Annotated in this window: 28 protein-coding genes and 3 pseudogenes; 13 read left to right on the top strand and 18 right to left on the bottom strand. The window is 74.4% G+C overall.

Annotated elements, in window-relative coordinates:
- Positions 1 to 139: 139 nt before the first annotated feature.
- Positions 140 to 598: a septum formation initiator gene (locus tag ACGFIZ_RS18610; protein WP_393420756.1), complete on the bottom strand. Its 459-nt coding sequence runs from the start codon at positions 596 to 598 to the stop codon at positions 140 to 142.
- On the opposite strand from ACGFIZ_RS18610, the pseudogene ACGFIZ_RS18615 reads away from it, so the two are divergent.
- Positions 597 to 1,137 (top strand): annotated as a pseudogene (locus tag ACGFIZ_RS18615) (response regulator transcription factor); the annotation flags it as partial. The gene ACGFIZ_RS18610 and the pseudogene ACGFIZ_RS18615 sit on opposite strands and share 2 nt — an antisense overlap.
- Before the next feature lie 356 nt (positions 1,138 to 1,493).
- The gene (locus ACGFIZ_RS18620; protein WP_393420758.1) at positions 1,494 to 2,234 is read left to right on the top strand and encodes a PepSY domain-containing protein; all 741 of its coding nucleotides are present in this window, start codon (positions 1,494 to 1,496) and stop codon (positions 2,232 to 2,234) included.
- A gap of 140 nt (positions 2,235 to 2,374) precedes the next feature.
- Here ACGFIZ_RS18620 and ACGFIZ_RS18625 read toward each other — a convergent pair whose 3' ends face one another.
- On the bottom strand, positions 2,375 to 3,268 hold the full coding sequence (locus ACGFIZ_RS18625) for a sulfotransferase domain-containing protein (RefSeq protein WP_393420760.1): 894 nt from the start codon (positions 3,266 to 3,268) through the stop codon (positions 2,375 to 2,377).
- An 88-nt stretch (positions 3,269 to 3,356) separates the two neighbouring features.
- Between ACGFIZ_RS18625 and ACGFIZ_RS18630 the strand changes: the two genes are divergently transcribed.
- Positions 3,357 to 4,445: a beta family protein gene (locus ACGFIZ_RS18630; protein ID WP_393420762.1), complete on the top strand. Its 1,089-nt coding sequence runs from the start codon at positions 3,357 to 3,359 to the stop codon at positions 4,443 to 4,445.
- 3 nt (positions 4,446 to 4,448) lie between these two features.
- Here the strand turns inward: ACGFIZ_RS18630 and ACGFIZ_RS18635 are convergent, their stop codons facing one another.
- Positions 4,449 to 4,730 carry an iron-sulfur cluster biosynthesis family protein gene (locus ACGFIZ_RS18635; protein ID WP_393420764.1) on the bottom strand — a complete coding sequence of 94 codons (282 nt, stop codon included), beginning with the start codon at positions 4,728 to 4,730 and terminating at the stop codon, positions 4,449 to 4,451.
- A 345-nt stretch (positions 4,731 to 5,075) separates the two neighbouring features.
- Here ACGFIZ_RS18635 and ACGFIZ_RS18640 point away from each other — a divergent pair, with 345 nt between their 5' ends.
- Positions 5,076 to 5,513 carry a hypothetical protein gene (locus ACGFIZ_RS18640; RefSeq protein ID WP_393420766.1) on the top strand — a complete coding sequence of 146 codons (438 nt, stop codon included), beginning with the start codon at positions 5,076 to 5,078 and terminating at the stop codon, positions 5,511 to 5,513.
- A 65-nt stretch (positions 5,514 to 5,578) separates the two neighbouring features.
- Positions 5,579 to 5,734 carry a hypothetical protein gene (locus ACGFIZ_RS18645; protein WP_393420768.1) on the top strand — a complete coding sequence of 52 codons (156 nt, stop codon included), beginning with the start codon at positions 5,579 to 5,581 and terminating at the stop codon, positions 5,732 to 5,734.
- 152 nt (positions 5,735 to 5,886) lie between these two features.
- Here the strand turns inward: ACGFIZ_RS18645 and ACGFIZ_RS18650 are convergent, their stop codons facing one another.
- Both ACGFIZ_RS18650 and ACGFIZ_RS18655 read right to left on the bottom strand, forming a co-directional pair.
- Entirely contained in the window at positions 5,887 to 6,222 is a 336-nt protein-coding gene (locus tag ACGFIZ_RS18650; RefSeq protein WP_393420770.1) for a hypothetical protein, read from the bottom strand.
- A gap of 175 nt (positions 6,223 to 6,397) precedes the next feature.
- Complete coding sequence (locus ACGFIZ_RS18655; RefSeq protein ID WP_393420772.1) at positions 6,398 to 6,991, bottom strand: pentapeptide repeat-containing protein; 594 nt, start codon at positions 6,989 to 6,991, stop codon at positions 6,398 to 6,400.
- A 74-nt stretch (positions 6,992 to 7,065) separates the two neighbouring features.
- On the opposite strand from ACGFIZ_RS18655, the gene ACGFIZ_RS18660 reads away from it, so the two are divergent.
- Entirely contained in the window at positions 7,066 to 8,298 is a 1,233-nt protein-coding gene (locus ACGFIZ_RS18660) for a serine hydrolase domain-containing protein (protein ID WP_393420774.1), read from the top strand.
- Positions 8,299 to 8,429: 131 nt separating this feature from the next.
- Entirely contained in the window at positions 8,430 to 9,071 is a 642-nt protein-coding gene (locus ACGFIZ_RS18665; protein ID WP_393420776.1) for an NAD(P)-dependent oxidoreductase, read from the top strand.
- A gap of 22 nt (positions 9,072 to 9,093) precedes the next feature.
- Here the strand turns inward: ACGFIZ_RS18665 and ACGFIZ_RS18670 are convergent.
- Together ACGFIZ_RS18670 and ACGFIZ_RS18675 are read right to left on the bottom strand one after the other, a co-directional pair.
- A pseudogene (locus tag ACGFIZ_RS18670) lies at positions 9,094 to 9,207 on the bottom strand (PPOX class F420-dependent oxidoreductase); the annotation flags it as partial.
- A 12-nt stretch (positions 9,208 to 9,219) separates the two neighbouring features.
- Positions 9,220 to 9,858 carry a DUF6642 family protein gene (locus tag ACGFIZ_RS18675; RefSeq protein ID WP_393420778.1) on the bottom strand — a complete coding sequence of 213 codons (639 nt, stop codon included), beginning with the start codon at positions 9,856 to 9,858 and terminating at the stop codon, positions 9,220 to 9,222.
- Positions 9,859 to 10,014: 156 nt separating this feature from the next.
- On the opposite strand from ACGFIZ_RS18675, the gene ACGFIZ_RS18680 reads away from it, so the two are divergent.
- The 3 genes from ACGFIZ_RS18680 to ACGFIZ_RS18690 are packed head-to-tail and all read left to right on the top strand — an operon-like array spanning position 10,015 to position 11,914.
- Positions 10,015 to 11,145, top strand: a complete 1,131-nt coding sequence (locus tag ACGFIZ_RS18680) for a hypothetical protein (RefSeq protein WP_393420780.1) — start codon at positions 10,015 to 10,017, stop codon at positions 11,143 to 11,145.
- A 2-nt stretch (positions 11,146 to 11,147) separates the two neighbouring features.
- Positions 11,148 to 11,612 carry a SitI3 family protein gene (locus tag ACGFIZ_RS18685; RefSeq protein ID WP_393420782.1) on the top strand — a complete coding sequence of 155 codons (465 nt, stop codon included), beginning with the start codon at positions 11,148 to 11,150 and terminating at the stop codon, positions 11,610 to 11,612.
- 38 nt (positions 11,613 to 11,650) lie between these two features.
- Positions 11,651 to 11,914, top strand: a complete 264-nt coding sequence (locus ACGFIZ_RS18690) for a hypothetical protein (RefSeq protein ID WP_393420784.1) — start codon at positions 11,651 to 11,653, stop codon at positions 11,912 to 11,914.
- A 106-nt stretch (positions 11,915 to 12,020) separates the two neighbouring features.
- On the opposite strand, the gene ACGFIZ_RS18695 is transcribed toward ACGFIZ_RS18690, so the two are convergent.
- The 5 genes from ACGFIZ_RS18695 to ACGFIZ_RS18715 are packed head-to-tail and all read right to left on the bottom strand — an operon-like array spanning position 12,021 to position 16,285.
- Complete coding sequence (locus tag ACGFIZ_RS18695; RefSeq protein WP_393420786.1) at positions 12,021 to 12,716, bottom strand: 4Fe-4S single cluster domain-containing protein; 696 nt, start codon at positions 12,714 to 12,716, stop codon at positions 12,021 to 12,023.
- A complete protein-coding gene (locus tag ACGFIZ_RS18700; RefSeq protein ID WP_393420788.1) occupies positions 12,694 to 13,983 on the bottom strand; it encodes a type II secretion system protein GspK in 1,290 nt (429 codons plus the stop codon). Before ACGFIZ_RS18700 ends, ACGFIZ_RS18695 begins: the two co-directional genes overlap by 23 nt.
- Positions 13,967 to 14,179 carry a DUF2997 domain-containing protein gene (locus tag ACGFIZ_RS18705; RefSeq protein WP_393420790.1) on the bottom strand — a complete coding sequence of 71 codons (213 nt, stop codon included), beginning with the start codon at positions 14,177 to 14,179 and terminating at the stop codon, positions 13,967 to 13,969. Before ACGFIZ_RS18705 ends, ACGFIZ_RS18700 begins: the two co-directional genes overlap by 17 nt.
- The gene (locus ACGFIZ_RS18710; RefSeq protein WP_347667727.1) at positions 14,176 to 14,631 is read right to left on the bottom strand and encodes a hypothetical protein; all 456 of its coding nucleotides are present in this window, start codon (positions 14,629 to 14,631) and stop codon (positions 14,176 to 14,178) included. The genes ACGFIZ_RS18705 and ACGFIZ_RS18710 overlap by 4 nt, the downstream gene beginning before the upstream one ends.
- A gap of 28 nt (positions 14,632 to 14,659) precedes the next feature.
- A complete protein-coding gene (locus tag ACGFIZ_RS18715; RefSeq protein WP_393420793.1) occupies positions 14,660 to 16,285 on the bottom strand; it encodes an AAA family ATPase in 1,626 nt (541 codons plus the stop codon).
- 238 nt (positions 16,286 to 16,523) lie between these two features.
- Between ACGFIZ_RS18715 and ACGFIZ_RS18720 the strand changes: the two genes are divergently transcribed.
- Positions 16,524 to 16,745 carry a TM2 domain-containing protein gene (locus tag ACGFIZ_RS18720; RefSeq protein WP_393420795.1) on the top strand — a complete coding sequence of 74 codons (222 nt, stop codon included), beginning with the start codon at positions 16,524 to 16,526 and terminating at the stop codon, positions 16,743 to 16,745.
- Positions 16,746 to 17,135: 390 nt separating this feature from the next.
- Positions 17,136 to 18,311, top strand: a complete 1,176-nt coding sequence (locus ACGFIZ_RS18725; protein ID WP_393420796.1) for an endonuclease — start codon at positions 17,136 to 17,138, stop codon at positions 18,309 to 18,311.
- A gap of 154 nt (positions 18,312 to 18,465) precedes the next feature.
- Here ACGFIZ_RS18725 and ACGFIZ_RS18730 read toward each other — a convergent pair whose 3' ends face one another.
- From ACGFIZ_RS18730 to ACGFIZ_RS18745, 4 genes are all read right to left on the bottom strand, one after another.
- Positions 18,466 to 18,870 carry a hypothetical protein gene (locus ACGFIZ_RS18730; RefSeq protein WP_393420798.1) on the bottom strand — a complete coding sequence of 135 codons (405 nt, stop codon included), beginning with the start codon at positions 18,868 to 18,870 and terminating at the stop codon, positions 18,466 to 18,468.
- Positions 18,867 to 19,127, bottom strand: coding sequence for a hypothetical protein (locus tag ACGFIZ_RS18735; RefSeq protein ID WP_393420800.1), 261 nt, complete (start codon positions 19,125 to 19,127; stop codon positions 18,867 to 18,869). The genes ACGFIZ_RS18730 and ACGFIZ_RS18735 overlap by 4 nt, the downstream gene beginning before the upstream one ends.
- Positions 19,128 to 19,140: 13 nt before the next feature.
- Positions 19,141 to 19,914 (bottom strand): hypothetical protein, encoded by a 774-nt coding sequence (locus ACGFIZ_RS18740; RefSeq protein WP_393420802.1) that lies wholly within the window; start codon positions 19,912 to 19,914, stop codon positions 19,141 to 19,143.
- Positions 19,915 to 20,133: 219 nt separating this feature from the next.
- Entirely contained in the window at positions 20,134 to 21,453 is a 1,320-nt protein-coding gene (locus tag ACGFIZ_RS18745; RefSeq protein ID WP_393420804.1) for an AAA family ATPase, read from the bottom strand.
- 137 nt (positions 21,454 to 21,590) lie between these two features.
- On the opposite strand from ACGFIZ_RS18745, the gene ACGFIZ_RS18750 reads away from it, so the two are divergent.
- On the top strand, positions 21,591 to 22,058 hold the full coding sequence (locus ACGFIZ_RS18750; RefSeq protein WP_393420806.1) for a macro domain-containing protein: 468 nt from the start codon (positions 21,591 to 21,593) through the stop codon (positions 22,056 to 22,058).
- Between the two features lie 59 nt (positions 22,059 to 22,117).
- Here the strand turns inward: ACGFIZ_RS18750 and ACGFIZ_RS18755 are convergent.
- A pseudogene (locus tag ACGFIZ_RS18755) lies at positions 22,118 to 22,787 on the bottom strand (penicillin acylase family protein); the annotation flags it as partial.
- Positions 22,788 to 22,931: 144 nt separating this feature from the next.
- Entirely contained in the window at positions 22,932 to 23,324 is a 393-nt protein-coding gene (locus ACGFIZ_RS18760) for a GIY-YIG nuclease family protein (protein ID WP_393420808.1), read from the bottom strand.
- Between the last annotated feature and the right edge of the window lie 6 nt (positions 23,325 to 23,330).

The raw sequence follows: 23,330 nt of genomic DNA on the forward strand, positions 1-23,330 counted from the left end.
CGCGGCCGGTCGAGCCAAGTCCCCGCTGGCGTACCGCCGGGTGGCTGCGACGGCGGGAGACGGCCGGAGCGCGGCGACGTTACGACCTCAGGGTCGGGGCGGCGCCGTGCGCCCGTTTCCGCCGGCCGCCGACGCGCGGTCAGTCGTCGAGCACCGGGTGCCCGCCGGCGCAGCGCACCTTCAGCTCCGACCGGCCGTCCGGCCCGACGAACCGGACCTTCGCCTCGTGGCCCGGCCCGCGCTCCACCTCGGCGGCCCGGTAGCCCTGCGCGGGGGTCCAGTAGACCAGCCGTACGCCGGCCGGACCGCACTCGGCGACCGCGCTGCCGCCCCTCGCGGAGAACTGCCGCGTCGCGCCGGGGGCCGCGGTGGTGCCCGTCGGGGCGGGACCGGCGGACGGGGACGCACCCGCGCCCGACGTGGCGGGCGACGGCACGGGTGAGGCAAGGGTCTCGGCGACGTCCCGAGCGCTGCGCACCCCGCCGGGCGTGCCGGTGATGCTGTCCCCGACCAGCGGGATCGCGGCCAACCCGACGACGGTGGCCACCGCGACGGTGACCAGCCAGCCGACGACGGCGAGGAACGGGTGACGGCCCATGCCCCCAATATCCCCCGGTCCCGGGTTACGGGCGCTGCGCGAGCGGGGGCACGCGGTCGCCGCCGCGTCGACCGCGCTGGACGGCCTGCGCGACGCCCTCGACGAACGGCCGGACCTGGTCGTACTCGATCTCGGGCTGCCCGACCTGGACGGCCGTGAACTGCTGCGGATGCTGCGCGCGGTCAGCGCGGTGCCGGTCATCGTGGCCATCGCGCGCGACGACGAGACGGAGATCGTCCGGGTCCTCGACGCCGGCGCCGACGACTACGTGGTCAAGCCGTTCACCGCCGCCCAGCTCGACGCGCGGGTCCGGGCCGTGCTGCGCCGGGCCGCCGCCACCGCCGAGGGCGACCCGACCCTGGCCGTCGGCGGGCTGCGGATCGACCCCCCGGTCGCGGCAGGTCACCCTGGACGGGGTCGCGGTGGAGCTGACGCCCCGGGAGTTCGACCTGCTGCACCACCTCGCGGTCCGCGCGGGCCAGGTGGTGACCAAACGGGTGCTGCTCACCGAGGTCTGGCACATCCCGTACGGCGGGGCGGCTGGCGGCTGGCGGCTGGCGGCTGGCGGCTGGCGGCTGGCGGCTGGCGGCTGGCGGCTGGCGGCTGGCGGCTGGCGGCTGGCGGCTGGAGAGTATCCGTCTCGGGCGCTGTGGAGCTGCCCCGCCCACGCTCCCACGTACCAACAGGGCCCGGAGGCCACCGGTCGTGAAGGAACGAGCCGCGTCATCGCCGGCCTCGGCGCCACCGCGGTCGCGTCCCGTGGAGTGGTGTAGAGCCGGGAGTCTCCACTCGTCCGTTCGGTGTCGGGGTCGGGTCGTCGCGTCGAGGCGCCGAGGTGGGAAGCGGGCGGAGCGCGTTCGCCGGAGCTTGCCCCGGTTGTGCGGGCAGCTCCACAGTGCACGGAACGGGGGTCGCCCGGGGCGCCCGGCCCGGGCCTGCCCAGCCCGGTGACAACGAGGGGCCGTGGCCGCCGGAACCGCCCAGGCCGGCCGACCGGCTCCTGGCGGCGATCGGCGGGGCGGCCGCGCTGGCGATCACCGGCGCGGCTCTCGGCGTGGGCGCGGCGGACCGCACCGACCGGCCGGCCGGCGGTACCGCCCTGACGGCGGTGGCCGCGACGACCGACGACACGCCGGGCGGAGACTACACGCCGGGCGGAGACCGGTCGACCGGTACGACGACCGGTGCCCCGGTGGCCGGTCAGGTGAGCCGGGACCGGGCCGGCCAGCTCGCGCTCGCCGCGACGGGCGGCGGCCGGATCGTCAGGATCGAGGCCGAGTCGGAGCACGGCCGGTCGGTGTGGCGGGTGGACGTCGTGGCCGGCAGCAAGACGTACGAGGTCGACGTCGACCGGGCCACGGGCGCGATCGGGCGAATCAGGCGGGAGGCGGCCGACGACCGTCGCGGCGGCGGCTCCGACGACCGCCGCGGAAGCGCAAGCCGCGACGACCACCCGAGCGCCGACGACCAGAGCGGCGACGACCAGAGCGGCGACGACCAGAGCGGCGACGACCAGAGCGGCGACGACCAGAGCGGCGACGACCACGGCGGCGGCCGGGACGGGGACGACCACCCGAGCGCGGACGACCGCGCCGGGGACGACCACGGCAGGGACGACCACGGCGGGGACGACTGACGCAGACAGGTTCGCCGCCGCCGGGCTCCCGGCGGCGGCGGGCCGGCGTTGACCGGCTGCTGTCGAGGGAGAGGACACGTCGACGGGCGCCCGCTCACCCACAGACGATCATGCGTCAGGTGACCGCGACGGGGGCGGCGTCAGTCGGCACGGTGGAGCCAGGCGAGCAGGTCCGGCGGGGCGAGGGCGGCGGTGCGCCGCCGGTAGCGGGCCAGCGCGGCCGGGTCGAGCAGCTCCCGGCCCTGGCCGGAGCCGCCACGCCGGAAGAAGGCGGAGCGGTCCTTGAGCACGCCCGCCGGGTCAGGGGCGAGCTGGTCCGCCCGTCGGCGCATCCGCTCGAAGGTGGCGGCCTCGACCAGCTCCGGCCAGCGCGCCTCGGGCACCTCGACGCCGAGCCTGCGGGCCAGGGCACGCATCTGCCCGGGCAGGTCGGCGACCAGGTCGTCGTAGTGCACCAGGGTGACGTTGGGCCGGTCGCGGCGGGACCAGGCGTCCGCCAGGTGCCACAGCACCCCGGGCAGCGAGTCCAGTTCCTCGCGCGGGTCGACCTCCCGGTCCACCCAGCGCGGCAACCACTCGGCCAGGGGCGTACGCGGGGCCGGCGGCCCCTCCGGCCTCGGCCGGCCGGTCAGCTCGGCCATCCGTACGCGGTCCAGGTTGCCAGCCTGGTGCCACAGGGAGACCGCCATGTCGAGCGGGTGCCGGGCCACCACCACGTAGTGCGCCCGGGGGTCGAGTGGGACGCCGTCGAGCGGGGTGTGCGTCTTGACGAACCGGCGGTGCCGCTGCGCCGCGAGCCGGGCGTACACCTCGTCGCGGGGCTCCACCAGCCAGTCCAGCCACGGCGAGAGGTGCGGCAGCGGGGCCGGCAGGTCGGGCGTGCCGAACACCAGCAGGGCGCAGATCATCTGCATCCAGGTGGTGCCGCTCTTGGAGCGGGTGCTGATGACGATGTCGCCGTCGCGGAACGGGAAGCCGAGCCAGCGCGCGCTGTCCTCGTCCGGGGAACGGTAGCGGTGCGGGGCCTCGGGCATCCGGGGATGGTAACCAGGGTCCTGCCGGGACGGCCGGGCATTTTCGGCAAGCACTGTGGTCGGCGTGATCTGGTCGGTACGCTGAGGTATGGTGCCCGCCCACGGGGGCCGGGTGGCGGAACCGGTCTACCGCCCCGTCCTCGCCAGTCGGCGGGGCGAGCTCGAGGCACTGTGTCATGTCGACGGTGCCACGGCACCCCTGCTCGCTCCGGTTCTCGACGTGTCCATCGTGAATCCTTCCATTCCGGACGGTCTCGCCCGGCTCCCCGCCGGCCTGGTGCCGGCGGTCGACGTGACTGCGCTGCCCGACGGGCCGGAGGGCGAACTGGTCCGCTGGGGCGTACCCCTGGTGCCGGTGGCGGGTCTCGCGGACAGCGACCGCCGGCTCGCGGCGCACGGCCTGGCGGCCCGGGCGTACGGCGGGCGGATGGTGGTGCGGCTGCGGCCCGGACGCGACCGCTCGGGCCCGGACGCGGCCACGGCCGCGGTGGAGCGGATCTGGCGGCTCAGCCGACTGGTGCCGGAGCAGTGCGAGCTGCTGGTCGACCTCGGGGACGTCTGCTGCGCGGCCGACGTGCGGCAGGCCGAGGCGCGCGTACGGCGGCTGGCGGACTGGGCCCGGCGGCACGCCTGGCGGACGGTGACGGTGGCGGCCGGCGGGCTGCCGCCGACGCTGTCCCGGCTGCCCACCGACGAGCCGGTACGCCTGGAGCGCTGGGACTGGCTGCTCTGGCGGCGGCTGGCCGACCTGGGCGTCGGGTTCGGCGACTACGGGGTCGGTTGCGCGGTGCCCGGCGCGGACGCGGGAGGGGACCGGCTGCCCACCGTCCGGTACACCGCGGACGGGGCGTGGTGGGTCTACCGCTGGTCGCGGCGGGGCGGCCGGGGCGACGACCGGATGACCGACCTGTGCCGGACCCTGGTGTCGGCGCCGCACTGGCCGACCGACGGGGCCGCCTTCTCGTGGGGCGACCACGAGATCGTGCGCCGGGCCCGCCGGGTGGTCGGGGCGGGGCACAGCACGAACTGGGTCGCCTGGAGCACGTCCCACCACCTCGCGCACGTACTGCGCGCGCTGGCCGGCCCGAGGCGGGAGGACCGCCCGGGGCCGTGGCGGGACGAGCGGGGCCGGCCCGCGCGGTCCCACCGGGGCGGCGAGTCCAGGCGGGCGGGCTGACCGCTACTGCTTCTCGGTGAAGCCGAACTGCACGATCCCCTCGTCGTCGACGGTGGCGTCGACGGAGCTGTCGCTGAGCAGTTCGGCGGCGTCCGAGTCGAGGAAGATCCGGGCGCCCTGGGTGTCCACCACCTGGTCGCCCTGCGCCGGCTCGGCCACCAGCTCGATGGTCAGCGAGCCGGCGTCGGTGTCCGCCGCGATCCGCAGCCCGCCGCCCTCGGCGACGTCCTCCTGGTTGGCCAGGTCGCGGATGACGAGCACGGCGTTGTCGGTCATGGTCAGCATGGCGGGACTCCTCGTCGCTCGGATCGCGGTCGGCGCAGCCGGACTCTGCCCGTGTACGGGCACGTCAGGGAGGCTACGCGGCGAAACGGTCGTCTCCGTATGAAACAGGGCAGGTCGCACCCCCGTCTCTGCCTACGGTGCCCCCTGACGGGGCATCCGTCAAATAGAGCACCATCGACGGGGCGGCGTGCCGCCGTACCGCCGGAAACGCCTCCGACCTGCCCCGACGCGGCGTAGGCTGGACCGACGGCCGGCGGGGTGGATCCGCCGCCGCCCGGCCGGAACCGACCGGCCCCCACCGTGGTCTGATCCCTGCGAGGACGACGGCACCGCGGGGAGGCGGCGATGGGTCGACGGCGGGTACCACGGCTGCTGGGGCCGGTGGCGGCGCTGGCGCTGCTGGCCGGTTGCACCGGGGTGGCGGTGGGTGACGCCCCGCGCGAGGGCAACGCGTCGTACCAGGTGTGGGGGCTCAACGAGGCGTCGAGCGACCTGACGGGCTCGGACCGGACGGTGGTGCTCAACGGCGACCTGGACAACGACAGCAAGGCGTTCTTCACGGTGGACGGGACGTGGCGCCCGGAGGGGTTCGTGCTCGACGACGCCTCCGCCGAAGAGGTCCGGACGCTGGCGGGGAAGCTGCCCGACCGGACGGGCGATCCCCGGTGCCGCCGGCTGGTACTGGTCGACGGGGGCCTGGTGACCGACAGGGCGGTGGCCGTCCTGGCGCCTCCCGTCGAACCGGCGGCCGGGCCGGTGACGGCCGCCCGGCTCGACGGCTGACCCCGCCAGCCCGTACGGCCGCCCGTCTCGACGGCCGACCCCCGCCACCCCGTACGGCGGAAACGGTGGCCACCGGGGAGAGCACGATCTCGTTCGAGCGCACGCACGGGGGCAACACGATCGTCGTCACCGGGCAGATCGCGGTGGGCGACGACCCGACCAGCGACTGGATGACGGTCTGGGAGCCGACCGGGTACGCGGCCGACGTCTTCCTCTGCTGACCTGCCCGGGCCCCTTCCGGGTGCGGAGGAAGGGGCCCGGGCACCGCAGAGCCGCCGCGGCGGGCCCGCACCGGGTACGCGGACACGCCGCGGCGGCTCTCCGGCCCCGCGACGTTCTCAAATCCGGCGGCTCTCCGGCCCCGCGGCGGCTCTCAGGCCCCGGGGCGGTGCGGCGCGGGCACCACGGCGGTCGGGTCGCCCCGCTCGACGAGGGCGTCGATCTCGGCGGCCCGCAGCCCGCGCAGCGCGAGCACCCGCCGGCCCCACCGGTGCAGGCGGCACGGGTGCGGGCTGGCGTCGTTGCGGCAGATCGTCCCGCCCGACCAGCGCCGGGGCGCGTGCACGACCACCGCCCGCACCGCGAAGTGCACGTCCTCCCCGGTGACGTACGGGGGCAGCGGGATCTCCCGGAGCGACTCGCCAGGCTCGTCGTCGACACGTGCCGGGCCGGCGGGACGGACGGTGCGGGCGGTGGTGGTGCGGCTCATCGGAAGGGCCTCCACAGGGGACGGACGGATCGGGACAGCGCGACCGTACGGCCGCTTCCGGGCACGGTGACGGACAAACTGTCCCCGTGCGGGCGGAGCCGCAGCCTCACCCGCATGGCACCCAGGGCACGGGCGGCAGGCACCGGTGGGGCGGCCCTGGAATCTCGTCGCCCGGTCAGCCGACCCGGAAGCCGAGCGCCTGGGCGAGCACGACGGCCTGCTCGGCGTCGACCCGCGCGCCGGCCCGCTCGACGACGGTCGGGTCGAGCGCGGTGAGGTCGCTGCCGCGCAGGTCGGCCCCCGAGAGCCGGCAGCCGTGCAGTTGCGCGCCCGACAGGTCGACGCCGGTGACCGTGGCCCCCGTCAGGTCGGCCGCCGTGAGATCCACCTCGCGCATCCGCACGTCGGTGACGCGGGCCCCGCGCAGGTCGGCGCCCGGCAGGGCCACGAACGACCAGTCCCCGCCGTCGACGCGCAGCGGGCGCAGGTCGCACTGGGCGAAGCTGCTGCCGACCAGCTTGCAGCCGGTGAACTCGGCCTCGAAGAAGTTGCACCGCTTGAACACGCAGCGGGTGAAGGCCGAGTCGGTGTGCCGGGAGGCGTTGAACGCCACGTTGCCGAAGGTGCACCCGGTGAAGACCGCGCCCCGGCTGACCGCCTCCGTCAGGTCGACGTGGAAGAACTCGCAGCGGACGAAGTGCCGGTCGGCCAGCTCCTCGCCGTACCAGTCCTCGTGGCGGAACGTGGCGTCCTCGGTCGGCTCCGGCATCCGGCCAGCCTAGTGACGGCCACCGACACCGACGCCCTTCCTTCCGGGGCGTACCGGCTAGTAGTTTTCTGGGCGTGAGCGTCGCACCCAGCATCGACCCGGACCGCATCGGCTTCGACCCCGTCCGGCTGGCGCGGATCGACGAGCACTTCCGCGGGTACGTCGACGACGGCCGGCTCGCCGGATGGCAGATCGTGGTCACCCGCCGCGGCGAGATCGCCCACTCCTCGACGTACGGGATGCGCGACCTGGAGGCCGGCGCGCCGGTCGAGCAGGACACCCTCTGGCGCATCTACTCGATGACCAAGCCCGTCACCTCGGCCGCGGCGATGATGCTGTGGGAGGAGGGCCGGATCGAGCTGACCGACCCGATCAGCCGTTACCTGCCGGAGTTCGCCGACGTCCGGGTCTACGACAGGGGCTCACTGCTCAAGCCGTACACGGTGCCGGCGGTCGAGCCGATCCGGATCTGGCACCTGCTCACCCACACCTCCGGCCTGACGTACGGCTTCGCCCAGGTCTCCGTGGTCGACGGCCTGTACCGGGCGGCCGGCTTCGACCTCGGCGTGCCCGCCGGGGCCGACCTGGCCGCCGCCTCGGAGGGGCTGGCCCGGCTGCCGCTGCTGTTCCAGCCGGGCAGCAGCTGGAACTACGGCGTCTCCACGGACGTGCTCGGCCGGCTGGTCGAGGTGGTCTCCGGGCAGCGGCTGGACGCGTTCTTCGCCGAGCGGATCTTCCGCCCGCTGGGCATGACGGACACCCGCTGGTGGGTCGACGAGGCGGACGCCAAGCGGCTGGCCGCCCTGTACGCCCCGCACCCGGCGACGGGGAAGGCGTTCCGGGCCGACACGTTCGGCCGGGCCGCGCTGGCCGAGCCGACGTGGCACTCCGGCGGGGCCGGCCTGATCTCCATGGCCGCCGACTACCACCGGTTCACCCAGATGCTGCTGCGCGGCGGCGAGCTGGACGGCGTCCGGCTGCTGGGCCCCCGCACGGTGCGCTTCATGACCCGCAACCACCTGCCCGACGGGCGCGACCTGGCCTCGTTCTCCCCCGAGGGCTTCTCCGAGACGGTGCTGGACGGCATCGGCTTCGGCCTCGGCTTCGCGGTGGTGCAGGATCCGGTCCCGGCCCGGGTGCCGAGCAGCGTCGGCGAGTACTACTGGGGTGGCCTGGCCAGCACCGCGTTCTGGGTCGACCCGGTGGAGGAGGTCACGGCGCTGCTGTTCACCCAGCTCATGCCGTCGAGCACCTACCCGCTGCGGCCCCAGCTGCGCCAGCTCGTCTACTCCGCCCTGGTCGACTGAGTCCCGTTCGCCGGTCCGAACGGGTCCCGCCCGGCCGGGATCGCCGTTCGCGCCCGAGGCCCCGGCGCACTTCATAGCCTGGGAGGCGGGCGACGTCGGGCCAGGCCCGACCGGGCGCGGGAGGCGGTCAGGTGAGCGACATCGTGGTGTTCGGTGCCGGAGGCACGGCGGGTTCGCGCATCACGGCCGAGGCGGTGAGCCGTGGCCACCGGGTGACCGCGGCGGTGCGCCGCCCGGAGGCGACGAGCTACCTCCCGGCCGGCGTACGGGTGGTCACCGGGGACGCCACCTCCGGGCGGAGCGTACGGGAGTTGGCCGCGGAGGCCGACGCGATGGTGGTGGCGGTCGGCGGCGGCGACCGGTCGCTCTGGCGGGAGGCGGCGGAGACCCTGGTCACGGTGCTGCGGGACCAGCCGAATCCGCCCCGGATCATCCACGTCGGCGGCGGGGCGACCCTGCTGACCCCGAAGGGCACCCCGTACCTCGAGGAGCCGGACTTCCCGGCGGAGTACCGGGACGCGGCGCTGGGCCAGGCCGACGCGCTGGCCCTGTACCGCGCATCGGCCGACGGGGTGACCTGGACGTACCTCTCCCCGCCGCCGCTGGAGTTCCATCCGGGCGAGCGGACCGGCCACTACCGCACCGGCACCGACCAGCCGGTCACCGACGAACAGGGCCGGTCGGTGCTCAGCTACGAGGACCTGGCGGTCGCCGTCGTCGACGAGATCGAGCGCCCGCGCTTCGAGAACATGCGCTTCACCGCCGCGTACTGAGGCCGCCGGCCGGCGGGGAGAAAGCGGCGCCGTCGACCTGCGCCCACGCGCCGTTCCAGCCCTCGGAGAGCAGCCGAGACCCGGGATCCCGCCGGATGCTCGCCACCTTGGCCCGCTCGGGATACGTGGAGATCACCGGCCCCCGGCCTCAGCGCTGCCCCGTGGCGGCCCGGCCCGTGGCCTGGGCGGGCACCCGCGGGCGGGCGGGCGGACGCCAGGCCCGGCCGTTGGCGTAGATCACCCGGAAACCCAGGTACGCCGCCAGCGGCGCCCAGTGCGCCGAGCCCATCCGCAGCTCGGCGGCGTTGTGCCGGTGCCCGTTGGCGAGCACGTCGAGCAGCACCGTCTCGAACGCGGCCGACTCCACCCAGTCGACATCCCGGGTGAACCCGCAGATCAGGGCCGCCCCGGTCACGTCGAGGAACTCGCGCAGCGCGGCGTCGGACGCCCGCAGCACCGAGCAGCTGCCGAAGTAGAGCCGTCGGCCGTCGCAGCGACCGGCCATCAGCTCGGCGACGTCGGCCAGCTCGACCGAGTCCCAGTCGGTGAGGCGGAGTCGGCTCGGCTCGCCGTGCATCGCGAAGAAGCCGACCCGGTAGTCGGCGTACTGCTTGAGCAGCCAGCGGTCGAGGAAGTAGAACAGCTCGTCCCGGGTGGCCGCGTCCTTGTGGATGAAGCGGATCTTCCCGAGCCGTTCCAGCAGCTCCAGCGTCGGCAGGACCGAGCCCCGCTCGTTGAGGTCGCGGTGCCACTGCCCCTCGACGCAGAACACCCCACCCCGTGCCACGCCCACCTCCCCGAGCCCACCGCCGACGTTACCGCCGCCGGGTGAACCAGCCGCGGTCACCCTCCGCCGGACCGAGGTAACGTTTCCGTCGCGTCGCGCCGTTCGTGCCCCGGCGTCGTCCTTCTCCCGGTCGCCGGGGGCTGGCAGGCTTGCCGGGTGGGCGACGGCAGGGACTGGTACGACTGGCATCTCCCGTACGCCGATGCCGGCTCGCCGCTGGCGCGCCGGCTGCTGCTGCACCTCAAGCCGCTCTCCGACGCGCTCGACTGGCTGGCGGGCGACCCCGACCAGGTCGAGGCGTACGCCGGCACCTGGTCCAACGTGGCCGCCGCGCTGCGCTCCACGGCGGCCGACCTGGACGCGGCCGTCGCCACCGACCTGGCAGCCTGGTCGGGCGGGGCCGCCACCGCGTACCGGGCGCACGCCGGGCGGCAACGCGAGGCGCTGGCCACGATGGCCGCCGGGGCGGACGCGCTCGCCCTGGTCACCACCGGTACGGGGCTGGTGGTCGCGCTGGTCCGGGAACTCGTGCGCGACCTGATCGCCGACTTCGTCTCGGTGCTCGCCGTACGGCTGTGGGAGTGGCTGGCCATCGCCGGCGGCACCCTCGGCGCCGGCACCCCCTGGGTCGTCGCCCAGGTCTCCACGCTGGCCGCGCGCTGGGCCGCGAAGATCGCCCGGCTGCTCACCGGGCTGGTCGGCAGCCTGCGCCGGGTCGCCCCGATGCTGCGCCGGCTGGACGGCGTACTCGGCCGGCTGGAGGAGGAACTACGCCGCCTCGCCCGCCACGACCCCACCACCCCACCCACGACGACCTCGGCTCCCGCCCCCGCACGTCGGCCGGCACCAGCCCATCGCTGGTCCCCTGATCCCAACCGGCTGCCTCGTGGCGACCGCACGTCACCCGCCCGCCCCGGAAAGCTCCAGGACCGGGGTAGGGTGCGGGAGAACGAGTCGGCGGACGCCCTGTCCCAACACGGCTACGACGTGCTGCAGAACCCGCCGCCACGGGCCAACGGCAAGAACCCCGACTATCTGGTCGAGGGCGAGTACTTCGACTGCTATTCGCCGGCAACGCCGAACGTTGACGAGGTTCGGAGCAAGATCAATCGTAAGGTTGCCAGTGGCCAGGCGGACCGCATCGTCCTGAATCTTGACGACACGACTGTGGGTACCGCCGAGCTGCGGCGACTCCTGGAGCGGCGCCCCGTACCCGACCTGAAGGAGATCAAGGTGATTCAGGGCGGCGTTGTGCACGACTTCTATCCATTCGATGGCGGGGTCTGACGATGGCGGACGAATTCGATTTCCATGCCTCAACCACGGCGCACCCGGAGCACTTGGCTCAGTTCCTGGCGCGCGCCCTGGACGCAGAGACGGTGACTCCCCGATTCCTGCGACGAGACAGAATGCACGTCGACCTGATTCGGCTGGAAGATCCGGCGGACCAGGATCCGATCGCGCCGCTCCTCGGCTTCACGCACCGGGTCACCGTTACCTACCGACTTCTTCCGTCGTCGGACGAGGGTGCCTACTACGCCGACGTCCGGGCAATGGTGGACTCCGTACTCGGCATTCTCGATCACTTCGGCGGCGACGGTGTGTTGCTGTTCAACGGGGAACATATGCTGATCGAGGCGCTCAACGGATACGTCGTCTTCGATTCCGAGTGGGACGACTTCCGGGACGTCCCCGAACTGGCGGAGGTCGCCCGCCGGCACGAGCTCCGAAGGCTCGCCCAGCCGTTGCTCTGACGGGTAAGCAGAACTTCGCGGGGACGACAGGAGTCGGCGTGGAGCGCGTTCCCGGTTCGCGTCTCGTCGTCGAAGCCGTGCACCGGCTGTCCGGGCGGTCGTGGGTGTTCGCCACCGGCGCCCTCGAAGGCGCGCCGCTGCGGATCAGGGACGCGGTGACGATCGAGAGCGACCAGGGAGGACTGGCCGGCACGGTCGAGGCCGTCGAGCTACACAACCGCCCCGGGCTGGTGACGATCGCGATCACGAGCGACCTCGCACACGCCGTCAAGCCGGGCTTCGTCATCTCCAGAGCCGCATGATCCACACCATGTCGGCGACATGGCGGGGTCGGGCCCGCATTGACACCCCCATGTCGGCGACATGGCGCCGCAGGGCGGCTGCCCCAGGGCGGCTGCCGCCGGCCGGCTACCGCCGGGCGGCGCTCGCCCGGCGCGGCTGAGGCCGGCCGACCGAGGCCAGCAACTCGTCCAGCGCCTCCAGCTCGGCCCAGCCGTTGACCGACACCCGGCCGGCCGCGTCGACGATCACCTCGACCCGGTCGGGCGTGCTCGGCAGGTCGTCCAGCAGTCCCGGGAACCGGTCGCCCCGCAGCACGAACTCCTGGTTGGTGGAGCCCACCCAGGGGCGGCGGGTGTCGACCAGGTCGGCCCGGAACGGCCCGGCGACCAGCAGGTCGGTCTCCGTGAGCAGGGCCGCCACGTCGTCGCGACCACTGTCGACGGCCCGGCGCAGGCCGGCCCGGGTGTAGCCGGTGAAGGTCATGACCGACCGGCCGGCCCGGCGTACCCCGGCGGCCACCTCGGCGAGCGGGGCGGCCTGGTCGAACGGCTCCCCGCCGAGCAGGGTCACGCCCTCGGTACCGGCGGCGAGGACCCGCTCGACCAGCTCGGCGGGCGCCACCAGTTCGCCGCCCCGAAAGGCCCACATCTGCGGGTTGAAGCAGCCCGGGCAGCGGATGGCGCAGCCCTGGACCCACAGCGCGGTCCGCTCCCCCGGCCCCTCGGCGCGGGTCGAGGCGAGGAACCGGGCCAGGGCCACCCGCTCCAGCCCGGCGGGGGTGCGCCGCACCGGGCCGGCCTCAGAAATCGAGTACGCGTCCATGCGGCGTCCCGGGATGGCCGGCCGGCCCGGTCGGCGGTGCGCAGACCAGCACCTCGCGCAGCCGGGCGTACTCGTGCGGGGCCAGGTCGGCGGCGGCGGCGAACTCGGCGAGGCTGCCGAACCCGCGGCGGGACTCCCGGGCGGCGAGCACCCGGGCGATCCGGGCGAGGTCGAAGCCGGGCAGGGCGGCGAGCTGCTCGGCTCCGGCGGTGTTGACGTCCACCTGCGCCGGCGTGTCCGCCCTGGACGGTCCGGGGACGGCGGGCGACACCGGCGACACCGACTGTGTGACGGGCGACGCGGTGGTGGGTGCCGGCCCGGTGGCCGGGACCGGTGTCGCGGCCGGCCCGGCGCCCCAGTAGCCGGGCTCGCGCGCCGCCCCGGTCGGGCCGGAGGTCGGGTCGCCGAACCCGGGCGACGCGGGGGCCGGGACGCCGAATCCAGCCGAGTTGGCGGCCGGGACGCCGAATCCAGCCGGGTTGGCGGCCGGGACGCCGAATCCAGCCGGGTTGGCGGCCGGGACGCCGGATCCAGCCGGGCCGGTGATCGGCGAACCGGGCGCGCCGGGCGGCGGGGCGAGGGTTCCCGGCGGGTACCGGCCGCCCGGCGCGGCGTACCAGGGGCGGTGGTTGGCGCGCCAGCGCAGCCAGGACGCGTTGATCAGGCAGGCGTGCGCGATGCTGGCCAGCCAGGACGCCAGGAAGACGCCGAGGGCCCAGTCGGTCAGCGGGTTCTCCTTCGGCAGCGAGCCGACCACGATGAAGCCGGACCAGCCGGCGATCAAATAGCCGATGCCGGAGAGCCACCACGCCGACCGGCGCGCCCGGACGCCGACGTAGAGGAAACCGAACCCGCCGAGGCAGCTGAAGCCGAGGATCGGCAGCAGCAGCCACCAGCTGTGCCGCACCCGCCACCAGGCGCTGGCCGCGGGCGATCCTGCCGGCGGCGCGCCGGACCAGGCCGAGGTACCCGGCGCGGTGGGCCAGGCCGAGACGCCCGACGGCGCGCCGGACCAGGCCGAGACGCCCGACGGCGCGCCGGACCAGGCCGAGACGCCCGACGGCGCGCCGGACCAGGCCGAGGTACCCGGCGCGCCGGACCAGGCCGAGGCATCCGGCGCGGTGGGCCAGGCCGGGGCACCGGGCGGCGCGGCGGGCCAGCCGACCGGGCCAGGCGGGACCGGGTGGCCGGGGGTGGCCGGGGGGCCGCCCGGGCCGGGTGCCGCCGGCCAGCCCTGCTGCCAGCCGCCCTCAGGCGCGGTCGACATCGCGCTCCTCCTGGGCGACGACGGCCGCCACCCGGCCGTGGTCGGCGGTGTACGCGCTGCGCACCGTCCGCGCCGCCAGCAGGTCCTCCAGCACGGCGACGTAGTCGAGGCAGCGCTCGCCGAACAGCCCGTGGGTCTCCGCGCTGACCGCACCGTCCGGGCCGACGGTCACGACGATGCGGGGCTGCTCGCTCATGCCGTCCGCTCCCCCACGGCAAAGACCAGGCGCACCGAGGCGTCCTCGGTGACCTGCTCGGACTCCAGGCGCAGCCCGGCGGCGGGGGCCTGGGCGCGCAGCCGTTCCAGCACCGCGCCCTGCACCTGCCGCCCGTACGCGGCGTCCACCGCGTGGACGATCTCCACCGCCCGCTGCTCGTCGACCTCGCCGGCCAGGTGGGCCGTCCAGATGCCGTCCGAGCCGCGACGGAATCCCGCGCGTACCCCCGCCCAGTCGGCGATGATCCCGTCGGCGTCGGCGGTGACCGCCGCGCCGGTGTCGCGCAGCGCGGCGGCGAGCAGCGTCTCGTCCCGCATCCGGGTCTGCACCTGGCAGACCACCCGGTCCTCGTCGTCGCGGTCCGCGCTGGTGGCGTGGGCGGCGGCGACCGTGGCCACCGCCAGCGGTACGAGTATCAGTGAGATGCTCACCGGCACTCTCCTGTCGTCGAAGGGAAACTCAGAACTCCACCGCCCGGCCGTGCCCGCCCCCGGGGCGGCCCGGGCCGGCCGACGGCCGGGGTTCCAGGTCCCAGTCCTCGGCGGCGGTCGCGGCGACCGCCCGGTGCTCCGCCCAGCTCCGCACGGCGGCGATCCGCTCGGCCTGCGTGACGCTCAACGGGACCATGTTGACCAACACGCGCAACAGGTCGTCCCGGCGCAGCGGCCGGCGCTCCGCGTACGCGTCGACCAGCGCGCCGACGACGGCCTGCTCGATCTCCGCGCCCGAGTAGCCGTCGCTCAGCCCGGCCAGTTCCGTCATCAGCGCCTGGTCGACGGTCAGTTCCCCGGCTACGGCCGGGTGCCGCAGTCGCCGGGCGACGTGCAGTCCCCAGATCGACGCGCGCTCCGCGCGGGTGGGCAGGTCGACGAAGAAGATCTCGTCGAAGCGCCCCTTGCGCAGCAGTTCCGGGGGCAGGCCGGCGAAGTCGTTGGCGGTGGCGATGACGAAGACGGGCCGGGTCTTCTCCTGCATCCAGGTCAGGAACGAGCCGAAGACCCGGGCGGAGGTGCCGGAGTCGCCGCCGGCCGCCCCGGCGAAACCCTTCTCGATCTCGTCCAGCCACAGCACGCAGGGCGCCGTGGCCTCGGCCACCGCGATCGCCTCGCGCATGTTGTGCTCGCTGGATCCCACCAGGCCGGCGAAGACCTTGCCGATGTCCAGCCGCAGCAGCGGCAGCCCCCAGGCGGCGGCGACGGCCTTGGCGGTGAGCGACTTGCCGCAGCCCGGCACGCCGGTGATCAGCACGCCGCGGGGGGCGGGCAGCCCGTACGCGGCGGCCTCGGCGAGCCAGGAGCCGTCCCGCTTGGCCAGCCAGCGTTTCAGGTTCTCCAGGCCGCCGACGTCGGCGAGCGCCACCCGGTCGTCCACGAACTCCAGCAGCCCGCTGCGGCGGACCGCCTGCCGCTTCTCCTCGTGGACCACCTGCAGGTCGCTGGCGTCGAGCACCCCGTCGTCGACCATGGCCCGGGCGAACGCGTTCTCCGCCTCGTGCAGGGTGAGCCCGAGCGCCGCCTTGGCGAGCCGTTCCCGGCCCTGCTCGTCCAGCGCGATGCGGATCCGGCCGCTGGCCGCGTTGGCCGCGATGATGCCCTCCAGCACGACGCGGATCTCGGTCTCGGTGGGCAGCGGGAAGTCCAGCACGGTGACGTCCTTGGCCAGCTCGACCGGCAGGTCCGGTACCGGGGAGAGGAGGACCAGCGTGCGCGGGACCGGGCCCGAGCGGTAGGCGACGGCCAGCTCCCGCAGCCGGCGGACCACGCCGGGATCGGCCGGCCGGCCGCCGGCGCCGAGCGCGGGGTGCAGGTCGGCGAGGACGAGCAGGGCCGGCGCGTCGATCCGCCACGCCGCGTCGAGCGCGGCCACCGGCTCGGTCGTTCCCGGCCGCCGCTCGCCGTCCGGCGTGACCAGGCCGCGCGTCGCCGACCAGGTCCAGATCCCGCGCGGCGTCCGTACCCGGGCGGCGTCGTGGGCCACCGCGGCGATCTCGGCGAGCACCCGCTGCTCCTCGTACGAGGAGATCTGGAGCACCGGTACGCGGGCCTTGAGCAACTGCGACAGGGTGTCGCGGAACGCCCCCACCATCGCCGTTCCTCCCCCGAGACCGCCGCCGAGCCGCGAGGACCTTAGCACCGGCGACCTCGGGCGCCGCCCCCGATGGTGGCCGTCGGCGGCCCGCCGGACAACCGGGCTGACCAGCCTCGACGGGTGACCGCATCGGCCGGGAGCGGCCGGCCGTACGGATGATCTTGCGAACGGCGCCCTTGTTCCCGATCACCGGCCTGGATAGGCTCCCGCCCGCTCAAACCACGAGAGGACCAGCGTGAACGCTCCTGTCACCAACCAGCGGTCGTGGGTCGTCGCCCTGCTGCTGTGCTTCTTCTTCGGCATCATCGGGGTGCACCGCTTCTACGTCGGCAAGACCGGCACCGGCATCCTGCAGATCGTCACCTTCGGGGGCCTCGGCCTCTGGACGCTGATCGACTTCATCGTGATCCTCGTCGGCGGCTTCCGCGACAAGCAGGGCCAGCCGCTCGCCCGGTGACGACCGCGTGACGGCGAGGGGCCGGGCCGCCTGATCCCGGCCCCTCGCCGTCGTCGGCGCCTACCTGTCAAGCAACGCGAGAGCGAACACGGCCGCTGCCGGCGTTCCCGCGGCCCGCTCGACGGCCGCGCGCGTGTCCGCGCGAGCGTCGCCTGCCGCCAGCGGGGACAGGGCGGTGCCGGCGACTCCGGCGGCCCGGAGAAGGTTGCGGCGTGACATGCGCATGCTGCTGCCCCCATCGATTGTGTCGACCGGCGGGAGCCACTCGCTCCACTCTGGTCGCCTCCACAGTAGGGCGATGGTCCGGCCGGAAAGCGTCCGGACTGTTGGCGGAGAAATTCGCCCGCCGCCCTCCCGGCGTTCACGCCGCCGCCGCTAACATCGCTGAACATGAATGCAAAGAGCATCACCCGCTCGCGATCCGGGCGGTTGGCCACGGCGTTCCTCCTTGCCGTGACCCTGGTGACCGGTGCGGTGGTGGCAAGCACCTCCGCGTCGGCCGCGACCGCGCTGACCGTCGCCCAGGCGCTGGCCGCCCAGGACGGCCGTACGGCGACCGTCACCGGCTACGTGATCGGCCAGCCGATCACCACGAACACGGTGATCACCTCCGGCTTCACCGCCGACACCGCGATCGCCATCGCCGACACCGCCGGCGAGACCAGCACGAGCAGGATGCTCTACGTCCAGGTCACGGCCGCGTACCGGAGCGCCTTCGGGCTGCTGACCAACCCCGGCCTGCGCGGCAGACTGGTGACCGCGACCGGGACGCTGACCGCGTACTTCAGCCACGGCGGCCTGAAGGAGCCGACGGCGATGAGCCTCGGCGGCGTGTCCCCCAGCCCGACGCCGACCACCGGCCCGACCGGCGGCCCGTACGACTCCACGTACTACGCGAGCGCGATCGGCAAGACCGGCACGGCCCTGCGCGGCGCCCTGCACTCGATCATCAGGACGCAGACGAAGCTCAGCTACGACCAGGTGTGGGAGGCGTTGAAGGACACCGACCAGGACCCGGCGAACGCCAACAACGTCATCCTGCTCTACAGCGGCCGATCGCAGAGCAAGGCCAGCAACGGCGGCGGCGTGGACGACTGGAACCGCGAGCACGTCTGGGCCAAGTCGCACAGCGACTTCGGCACCGCCACCGGTCCGGGCACCGACGTGCACCACCTGCGCCCCGAGGACGTCACCGTCAACTCGACGCGCGGCAACAAGGACTTCGACAACGGTGGCAGCGCCGTGTCGCAGTGCCCCGACTGCTTCAGCGACGCCGACTCGTTCGAGCCCCGCGACGCGGTCAAGGGCGACGTCGCCCGCATGATCATGTACATGGCGATCCGGTACGAGGGCGACGACGGCTGGCCGAACCTGGAGATGAACAACTCCGTCACCAACGGCACCGCCCCGTACCACGGCCGGCAGTCCGTGCTGCTCGCCTGGCACCAGCTCGACCCGCCGGACGCCTTCGAGAAGCGCCGCAACCAGGTCATCTACGACCGCTGGCAGCGCAACCGCAACCCGTTCGTCGACCACCCGGAGTGGGCCGCCGCCATCTGGGGCTGACCGCGACACCTGCGCCACGTCGGCGACATGGGGGTGTCCGAGTGCGCGGGATGCCACCATGTCGCCGACATGGAGTCTGACCACCGCCGGTGGCTGGACGACGCCGAGCAGCGCGTCGCGGCGCCGGCCCGGGCCTGACCGACCTGCACGGCGGTCAGCGGGCGTCGGTGACCACGTGGGAGCAGGCGACGCAGGCCGACGGGCCCTGCTCGGCGTACCAGCGGCAGGACCGGCGGATCGCGCAGCGCGGCAGCTCCGCCTCGGCCGATCCGGTGGTCTCCTGGTACGAGGCGACGAGGCGTTCGCCGAGGCCACAGTGGTCGCCGGTCCAGAAGCCGCACGACGAGGTGACGCAGGGGCCGGCGAAACGGTACCGCGACTCCACCGGCCCGTCGGCCCCGGCCGAGGCGGCGAGCGCCACCTCGGCCGGGAGCTGCGGCGTGACGTACGCGACCCGGCCCGCCGGAGTGATCATGCCGAGGAACACCGTGGCGTTGGCCGCGGGGGTGCTCGGGCACATCCGCTCCGGCGGGTCCGGCCGGTGGACGGGCTGGGTCACTTCTGCATCCAGAAACCGAGGTCGTTGATCTTCTGGCCGAGCTCGTCGGCGAACGGCCCGTCGACCACCCACAGCCCGTACCACTCGGGGCGGAGCCGGATGTTGCCGTGCCCGACGGTCAGCGGGTTGGTCAGCCGGCTGCCGACGGCAGTCAGGGCGGCAAGGCCCGCCTTCTGGATCTCGCCGGCGATGGCGGTCTGCTGCTCGGGGGTCAGCTCGACCCCGTCGACCACGAACCGGAACTCACTGCGCGCCATCTGCTGTCTCCTTCTACTGGTAGGTCTCGGTGCGCAGGCCGAGCCGCAGGCTCGTCCTGGTGAAGGCCGCCCACCCGGAGCGGGAGGCGACGTCGAGGCGGTGCCCGGCCCGGGCGAGGGCGGCGTTGGCCCGGTCGCGCCAGTCCCCCGCCGGCAGGCCCCACAGCTCGCGGCACGCCCCGGCGACGAAGGCGAGCTGGTCGGGCGAGCCGGTGAAGGCGGCGGACCCGTCGCACACCCGGAGGGTGCCGTCGGGCAGTCGGCGTACGGACGGGAAGTGGTGGTGCAGGCTGGCCTCGGTGGCCCGGTGCGCGGCGTCGAGTCGGGCCGCGGTGAACCCGTCGGCCAGGTCCTCGCCCCGGCGTACCCGGACGCTGTGCAGGGTGAGCGCGTCGCCCGTGGGGGCGACCTCGCCGACCACCTCGACCGGGGCGCCCCAGGACGGGGGCGAGTTGGCCGACCAGAAGGCGAGCCAGGCGGCGAGCCGTTCGTGGAAGTCCGCCTGGAAACGGGCCGCGCCCGGGCCGACGCCGGTCGCCAGGAGGCGAGCGGTCGCGATCCGGTCGCGGGCGACGAGGGGCTGGGCGGGCGCGGTGGACGGGGCGGCCTGAGCGGGCGCGGTGGACGGGGCGGCCTGAGCGGGCGCGGCGGGCGGGGCGGCCTGAGCGGGTGCGCCGGACGGGGCGGCCTGGGCGGCGGCCGGGCCCACGGCGGTGAGCGCCGCCGAGGCCGCCGCCGCGCCGACGAGCAGTCGCCGGCGGGAGAGGGAATTGGATTGATCGTTCATCGTCCGCCTTTCGGTGACGGCCTTTGCCCGCGGACTCTATAGATCGGAATAGATCAGCAGTACGAACGATCTATCGGCACAGCGACAGGATTCTCACGGATAACTGGCGGCGTATTGCGGGATTCTGTGCATCGCCTGCGACAGTGGTCGCCAGCGGAGCCCGCCGCTGGGCAACATGCCGCCTGAACCGAGGTGATCGGGCGGCACCCGCACACCGACCTACTGGGCCGAGCCGTGCAGGTGGGCGAGGATGGCCTGGTTGGCCTGCCAGCCGTCCGGGAACTTGACCGGGACGTCCAGGTACACCGGCTCGGACGACGGGTGGGCGTCCAGCAGCTCCGCGATCCCCGCGCGCGCCACCACGACGCAGGCGTGCCGGTGCCGGGACGCCAGCACGCACAGCCGCCCCGACTCCAGGTGGAACGCCGTCGCGTCCCGCCGCCCCGACAGCGGGTGCAGCACGATCGTCACGTCGTACTCGCGGCCCTGAAGCCGGTTGGCGGTGTCCACCGTGACGCCCGCCCCGGCCTCGCCGAGCTGCGCGCGGATGGCCGCGACCTGGTCGCGGTGCGCGGCCCCGACGGCGATCCGGTCGGCGGTGACCGGCGCGCCCGCCGGCGCCTGCTCGGAGACCGCGACCGCGCCGCGCCGCAGCACCCGCAGCGCCAGCTCGGCGCACGCCGACGCGGCCTCGGCGTCGGTGCGCAGCGTGTGCCGGGCCGGCAGCTCGTACAGCGCCCAGCCCGAGGACGCCGCCAGCTCCACCGCCGCGTCGACCGCGTCCCCCGGCCCGGGCTCGGTGAACGCCAGCGCCCGGTCGGCCCCGCCCGTGCCGGCGCGGAACCCGGTGAACGGGTAGAACGCCTGGGAGATCACCGGGGCCGCCGACGCGGGCAGCCGCCACGACACCGGCAGCCGGTGCACCGGCAGGTCGGGGTTGTGCCGCAGCAGCACCGCCACCGCCGACTGCATCGGGTCCCAGGTCAGGCCCGTCCAGCGCGCGGTCTCGACCGTCGAGAACGGGTCGAGCTGCCCCGGGTCACCCACGAACAGCGCCCGCTCGAACCTGCCGGCCACGCGCAGCAGGGCGTCCGACCGCATCTGGTACGCCTCGTCGACGATCGCCCACGGCCACGAGCCGTCGGTGACCGTGGCCCACTTGGCGGCCGTACCGATGATGACGGCCGAGTCGGCGAGGTCGGCGACCTTCGCGGCGACCCGGACCGTGTCGTGGCCGCTGACCCGGTCGGTCGCCCGGTAGTCGGCGGCGGAGAGCCGGCCGATGCGAAGCTCGGCGGCCTTGCGGGCCAGCCGGTCGATGAGGTCGTCGACCTGCTCGTTGGTCTGCGCGATGACGATCAGCGGCTCCCCGGCGGCGGCCAGCTCGACGGCGGCCCGGACGACCAGGGTCGACTTGCCGGCCCCGGGCGGCGAGTCGACGACCACGCCCCGGTGGTCACCGGAGCGCAGGTCGGCCAGCACGGCCGTGATGACGCGCTCCGCCTCGACGGCGGGCGGCACCTCCAACCCGGCCAGCATCGACCCCACCTCCCAAGAGACGCCCCGGACACTACCGGCAACAGCCGCGCTCACAGATCTGCACCGTACAGCCGGGCGCTTCGCCGCCGGATGTCGTACCGAACTGGTACCACCACCCATGACGAACGGAGGGCGCGGTGGTCGACATCGGTAGGGGCGACCTGCTCGCCGCGGACGTGGAGGGGCTGGTCAACGCCGTCAACACGGTTGGCGTGATGGGCAAGGGCATCGCCCTCCAGTTCAAGCACGCGCACCCGGACAACTACGCGGCGTATCGAGCAGCGTGCGCCGCCGGAAAGGTTCAGCTCGGCCGCATGCACGTCTTCGACTCGGGCTGCGCCGGTCCCCGCCGCTACGTGATCAACTTCCCCACAAAGGGGCACTGGCGGGCGCGGTCCAGGTTGGCGGACGTGCGCGCGGGCCTGGCAGACCTGGTCGAGGTCGTCCGGCAGCGGCGGATCGGGTCGCTCGCGGTGCCGGCCCTCGGCTGCGGCAACGGCGGGCTTGACTGGCACGATGTCCGGCCGATGATCGGGGACGCTTTCGCCGAGCTGCCCGAGGTTCGCGTACTGCTGTTCCCGCCGACGGGCGTACCGGGACGGTGAGGCGCGCCGGCCCGCGGTGGCGAAGGCCACAGGCCGGCGCGCCTGTCACGTCCCGCCGGTCAGCGCTCCCCCACCCGGTACGTCACCAGGTTCGGGTCCGCCCGCAGCTGCCGTTCCGTGAACTTGATCGTGTCCCAGCCCCTCCCCGAGTACAGCCGCGTCTGGTCGGCGTACCAGGGGAGTTCGGGTTGGCCGACTGCGAATACGTGAGGATCTGCCGCCCCGACGGCCCGTCGCGCCTCAGCTCGACGGCCATCACGAACGACGAGCCGTGCCGCACCTTCCGGTATCCGACGCCGGGCGCCAGGAGGTCGATGATCATGTTGAACACGCCGGCCTCGGCGCGGCCGCCGTGGATCGGGATGCGCTCGGCGCCGCGCGGCTCGGTCTGGAGGTCGCCGAGGCGGGCGCCCAGCGGGACGCCGGCCAGCTTGCGTACGGCGTCGGCGAGAGCGGTGCGCACCTCGGGTCGTCGACGGCGAGCCGGCTCGGCGTGGTGACCGGGGCGGCGACGTCGAACCGGTCGGCGAAGCGCAGCCCGCCGGCCAGGGCGAACTCGGTGAACAGGTGCGCGCCCCGGCTGTCGAGGTCGACCCGCAGGTCCCAGCCGCGCAGCGCCGCACACGCCTCCGCCAGGTCGACGGTGGTGCCGTCGGAGGCGGTGCCGGTCGGCTGGGCCGTACACAGTCGCACCAGCTCGCCGCGGACCAGCTCGCAGCGCGGTGCCCGCCTCATCGGCCGTACCGCTGGGGTGGTGGTGGGTCATCGGACGTCCTTCCGCGTGCGTCGACTGTCCGTACTCGACGGACGCCAACAACGCGCGTCGATCGAGGACATCGGGGAAGACCATCAAGTCCCCCAGCCGACCCGACCTCAGCTCCGGCGCTGGCCGGGCACCTGCCGGTTGAGGCGCGGCTTCAGCGCCAGGATCAGTGAGTCCTTCGTCGCCTCCGGGTTGTCCGTCTCCAGCCAGCGGATGTCGCAGCCGCCCAGCCACTCGGCGATGTCGTCCGCGGTCGCTTCCGGGCCCAGATTGTCGAGCTGCGCGCCGACCTGCTCGTGCAGGACAGAAGCCTGTCGGTCTCCGGTGAGGTGCTGTCGCATCCGGTTGCGCAGGTTCTTCGTCCGACCCACGTAGATGACCACGCCGCGTTCGAGCACCGTGTGCACGCCAGGTGTGTTCGGCGCGTCGGCCAGGGTGTCCCTCGTGTACGGCCGGGCGGGAGTGAAGTCGGCCAGCAGATCCTCGGTGGTGGTGTCGGGCATGGCCCG

The sequence above is a fragment of the Micromonospora sp. NPDC048830 genome (genome assembly GCF_043198215.1).
Classification (GTDB): Bacteria; Actinomycetota; Actinomycetes; order Mycobacteriales; family Micromonosporaceae; genus Micromonospora.

Bases quoted from the DNA above. Each gene is read 5' to 3' on its own strand.
- ACGFIZ_RS18725 (WP_393420796.1), top strand. From the start codon at position 17,136: ATGAATGCAAAGAGCATCACCCGCTCGCGATCCGGGCGGTTGGCCACG.
- ACGFIZ_RS18635 (WP_393420764.1), bottom strand. From the start codon at position 4,730: ATGCTGACCATGACCGACAACGCCGTGCTCGTCATCCGCGACCTGGCC.
- ACGFIZ_RS18740 (WP_393420802.1), bottom strand. From the start codon at position 19,914: ATGAACGATCAATCCAATTCCCTCTCCCGCCGGCGACTGCTCGTCGGC.
- ACGFIZ_RS18700 (WP_393420788.1), bottom strand. From the start codon at position 13,983: ATGTCGACCGCGCCTGAGGGCGGCTGGCAGCAGGGCTGGCCGGCGGCA.
- ACGFIZ_RS18610 (WP_393420756.1), bottom strand. From the start codon at position 598: ATGGGCCGTCACCCGTTCCTCGCCGTCGTCGGCTGGCTGGTCACCGTC.
- ACGFIZ_RS18705 (WP_393420790.1), bottom strand. From the start codon at position 14,179: ATGAGCGAGCAGCCCCGCATCGTCGTGACCGTCGGCCCGGACGGTGCG.
- ACGFIZ_RS18650 (WP_393420770.1), bottom strand. From the start codon at position 6,222: ATGAGCCGCACCACCACCGCCCGCACCGTCCGTCCCGCCGGCCCGGCA.
- ACGFIZ_RS18655 (WP_393420772.1), bottom strand. From the start codon at position 6,991: ATGCCGGAGCCGACCGAGGACGCCACGTTCCGCCACGAGGACTGGTAC.
- ACGFIZ_RS18630 (WP_393420762.1), top strand. From the start codon at position 3,357: ATGGTGCCCGCCCACGGGGGCCGGGTGGCGGAACCGGTCTACCGCCCC.
- ACGFIZ_RS18685 (WP_393420782.1), top strand. From the start codon at position 11,148: ATGGCGGACGAATTCGATTTCCATGCCTCAACCACGGCGCACCCGGAG.
- ACGFIZ_RS18735 (WP_393420800.1), bottom strand. From the start codon at position 19,127: ATGGCGCGCAGTGAGTTCCGGTTCGTGGTCGACGGGGTCGAGCTGACC.
- ACGFIZ_RS18695 (WP_393420786.1), bottom strand. From the start codon at position 12,716: ATGGACGCGTACTCGATTTCTGAGGCCGGCCCGGTGCGGCGCACCCCC.
- ACGFIZ_RS18625 (WP_393420760.1), bottom strand. From the start codon at position 3,268: ATGCCCGAGGCCCCGCACCGCTACCGTTCCCCGGACGAGGACAGCGCG.
- ACGFIZ_RS18760 (WP_393420808.1), bottom strand. From the start codon at position 23,324: ATGCCCGACACCACCACCGAGGATCTGCTGGCCGACTTCACTCCCGCC.
- ACGFIZ_RS18640 (WP_393420766.1), top strand. From the start codon at position 5,076: ATGGGTCGACGGCGGGTACCACGGCTGCTGGGGCCGGTGGCGGCGCTG.
- ACGFIZ_RS18715 (WP_393420793.1), bottom strand. From the start codon at position 16,285: ATGGTGGGGGCGTTCCGCGACACCCTGTCGCAGTTGCTCAAGGCCCGC.
- ACGFIZ_RS18745 (WP_393420804.1), bottom strand. From the start codon at position 21,453: ATGCTGGCCGGGTTGGAGGTGCCGCCCGCCGTCGAGGCGGAGCGCGTC.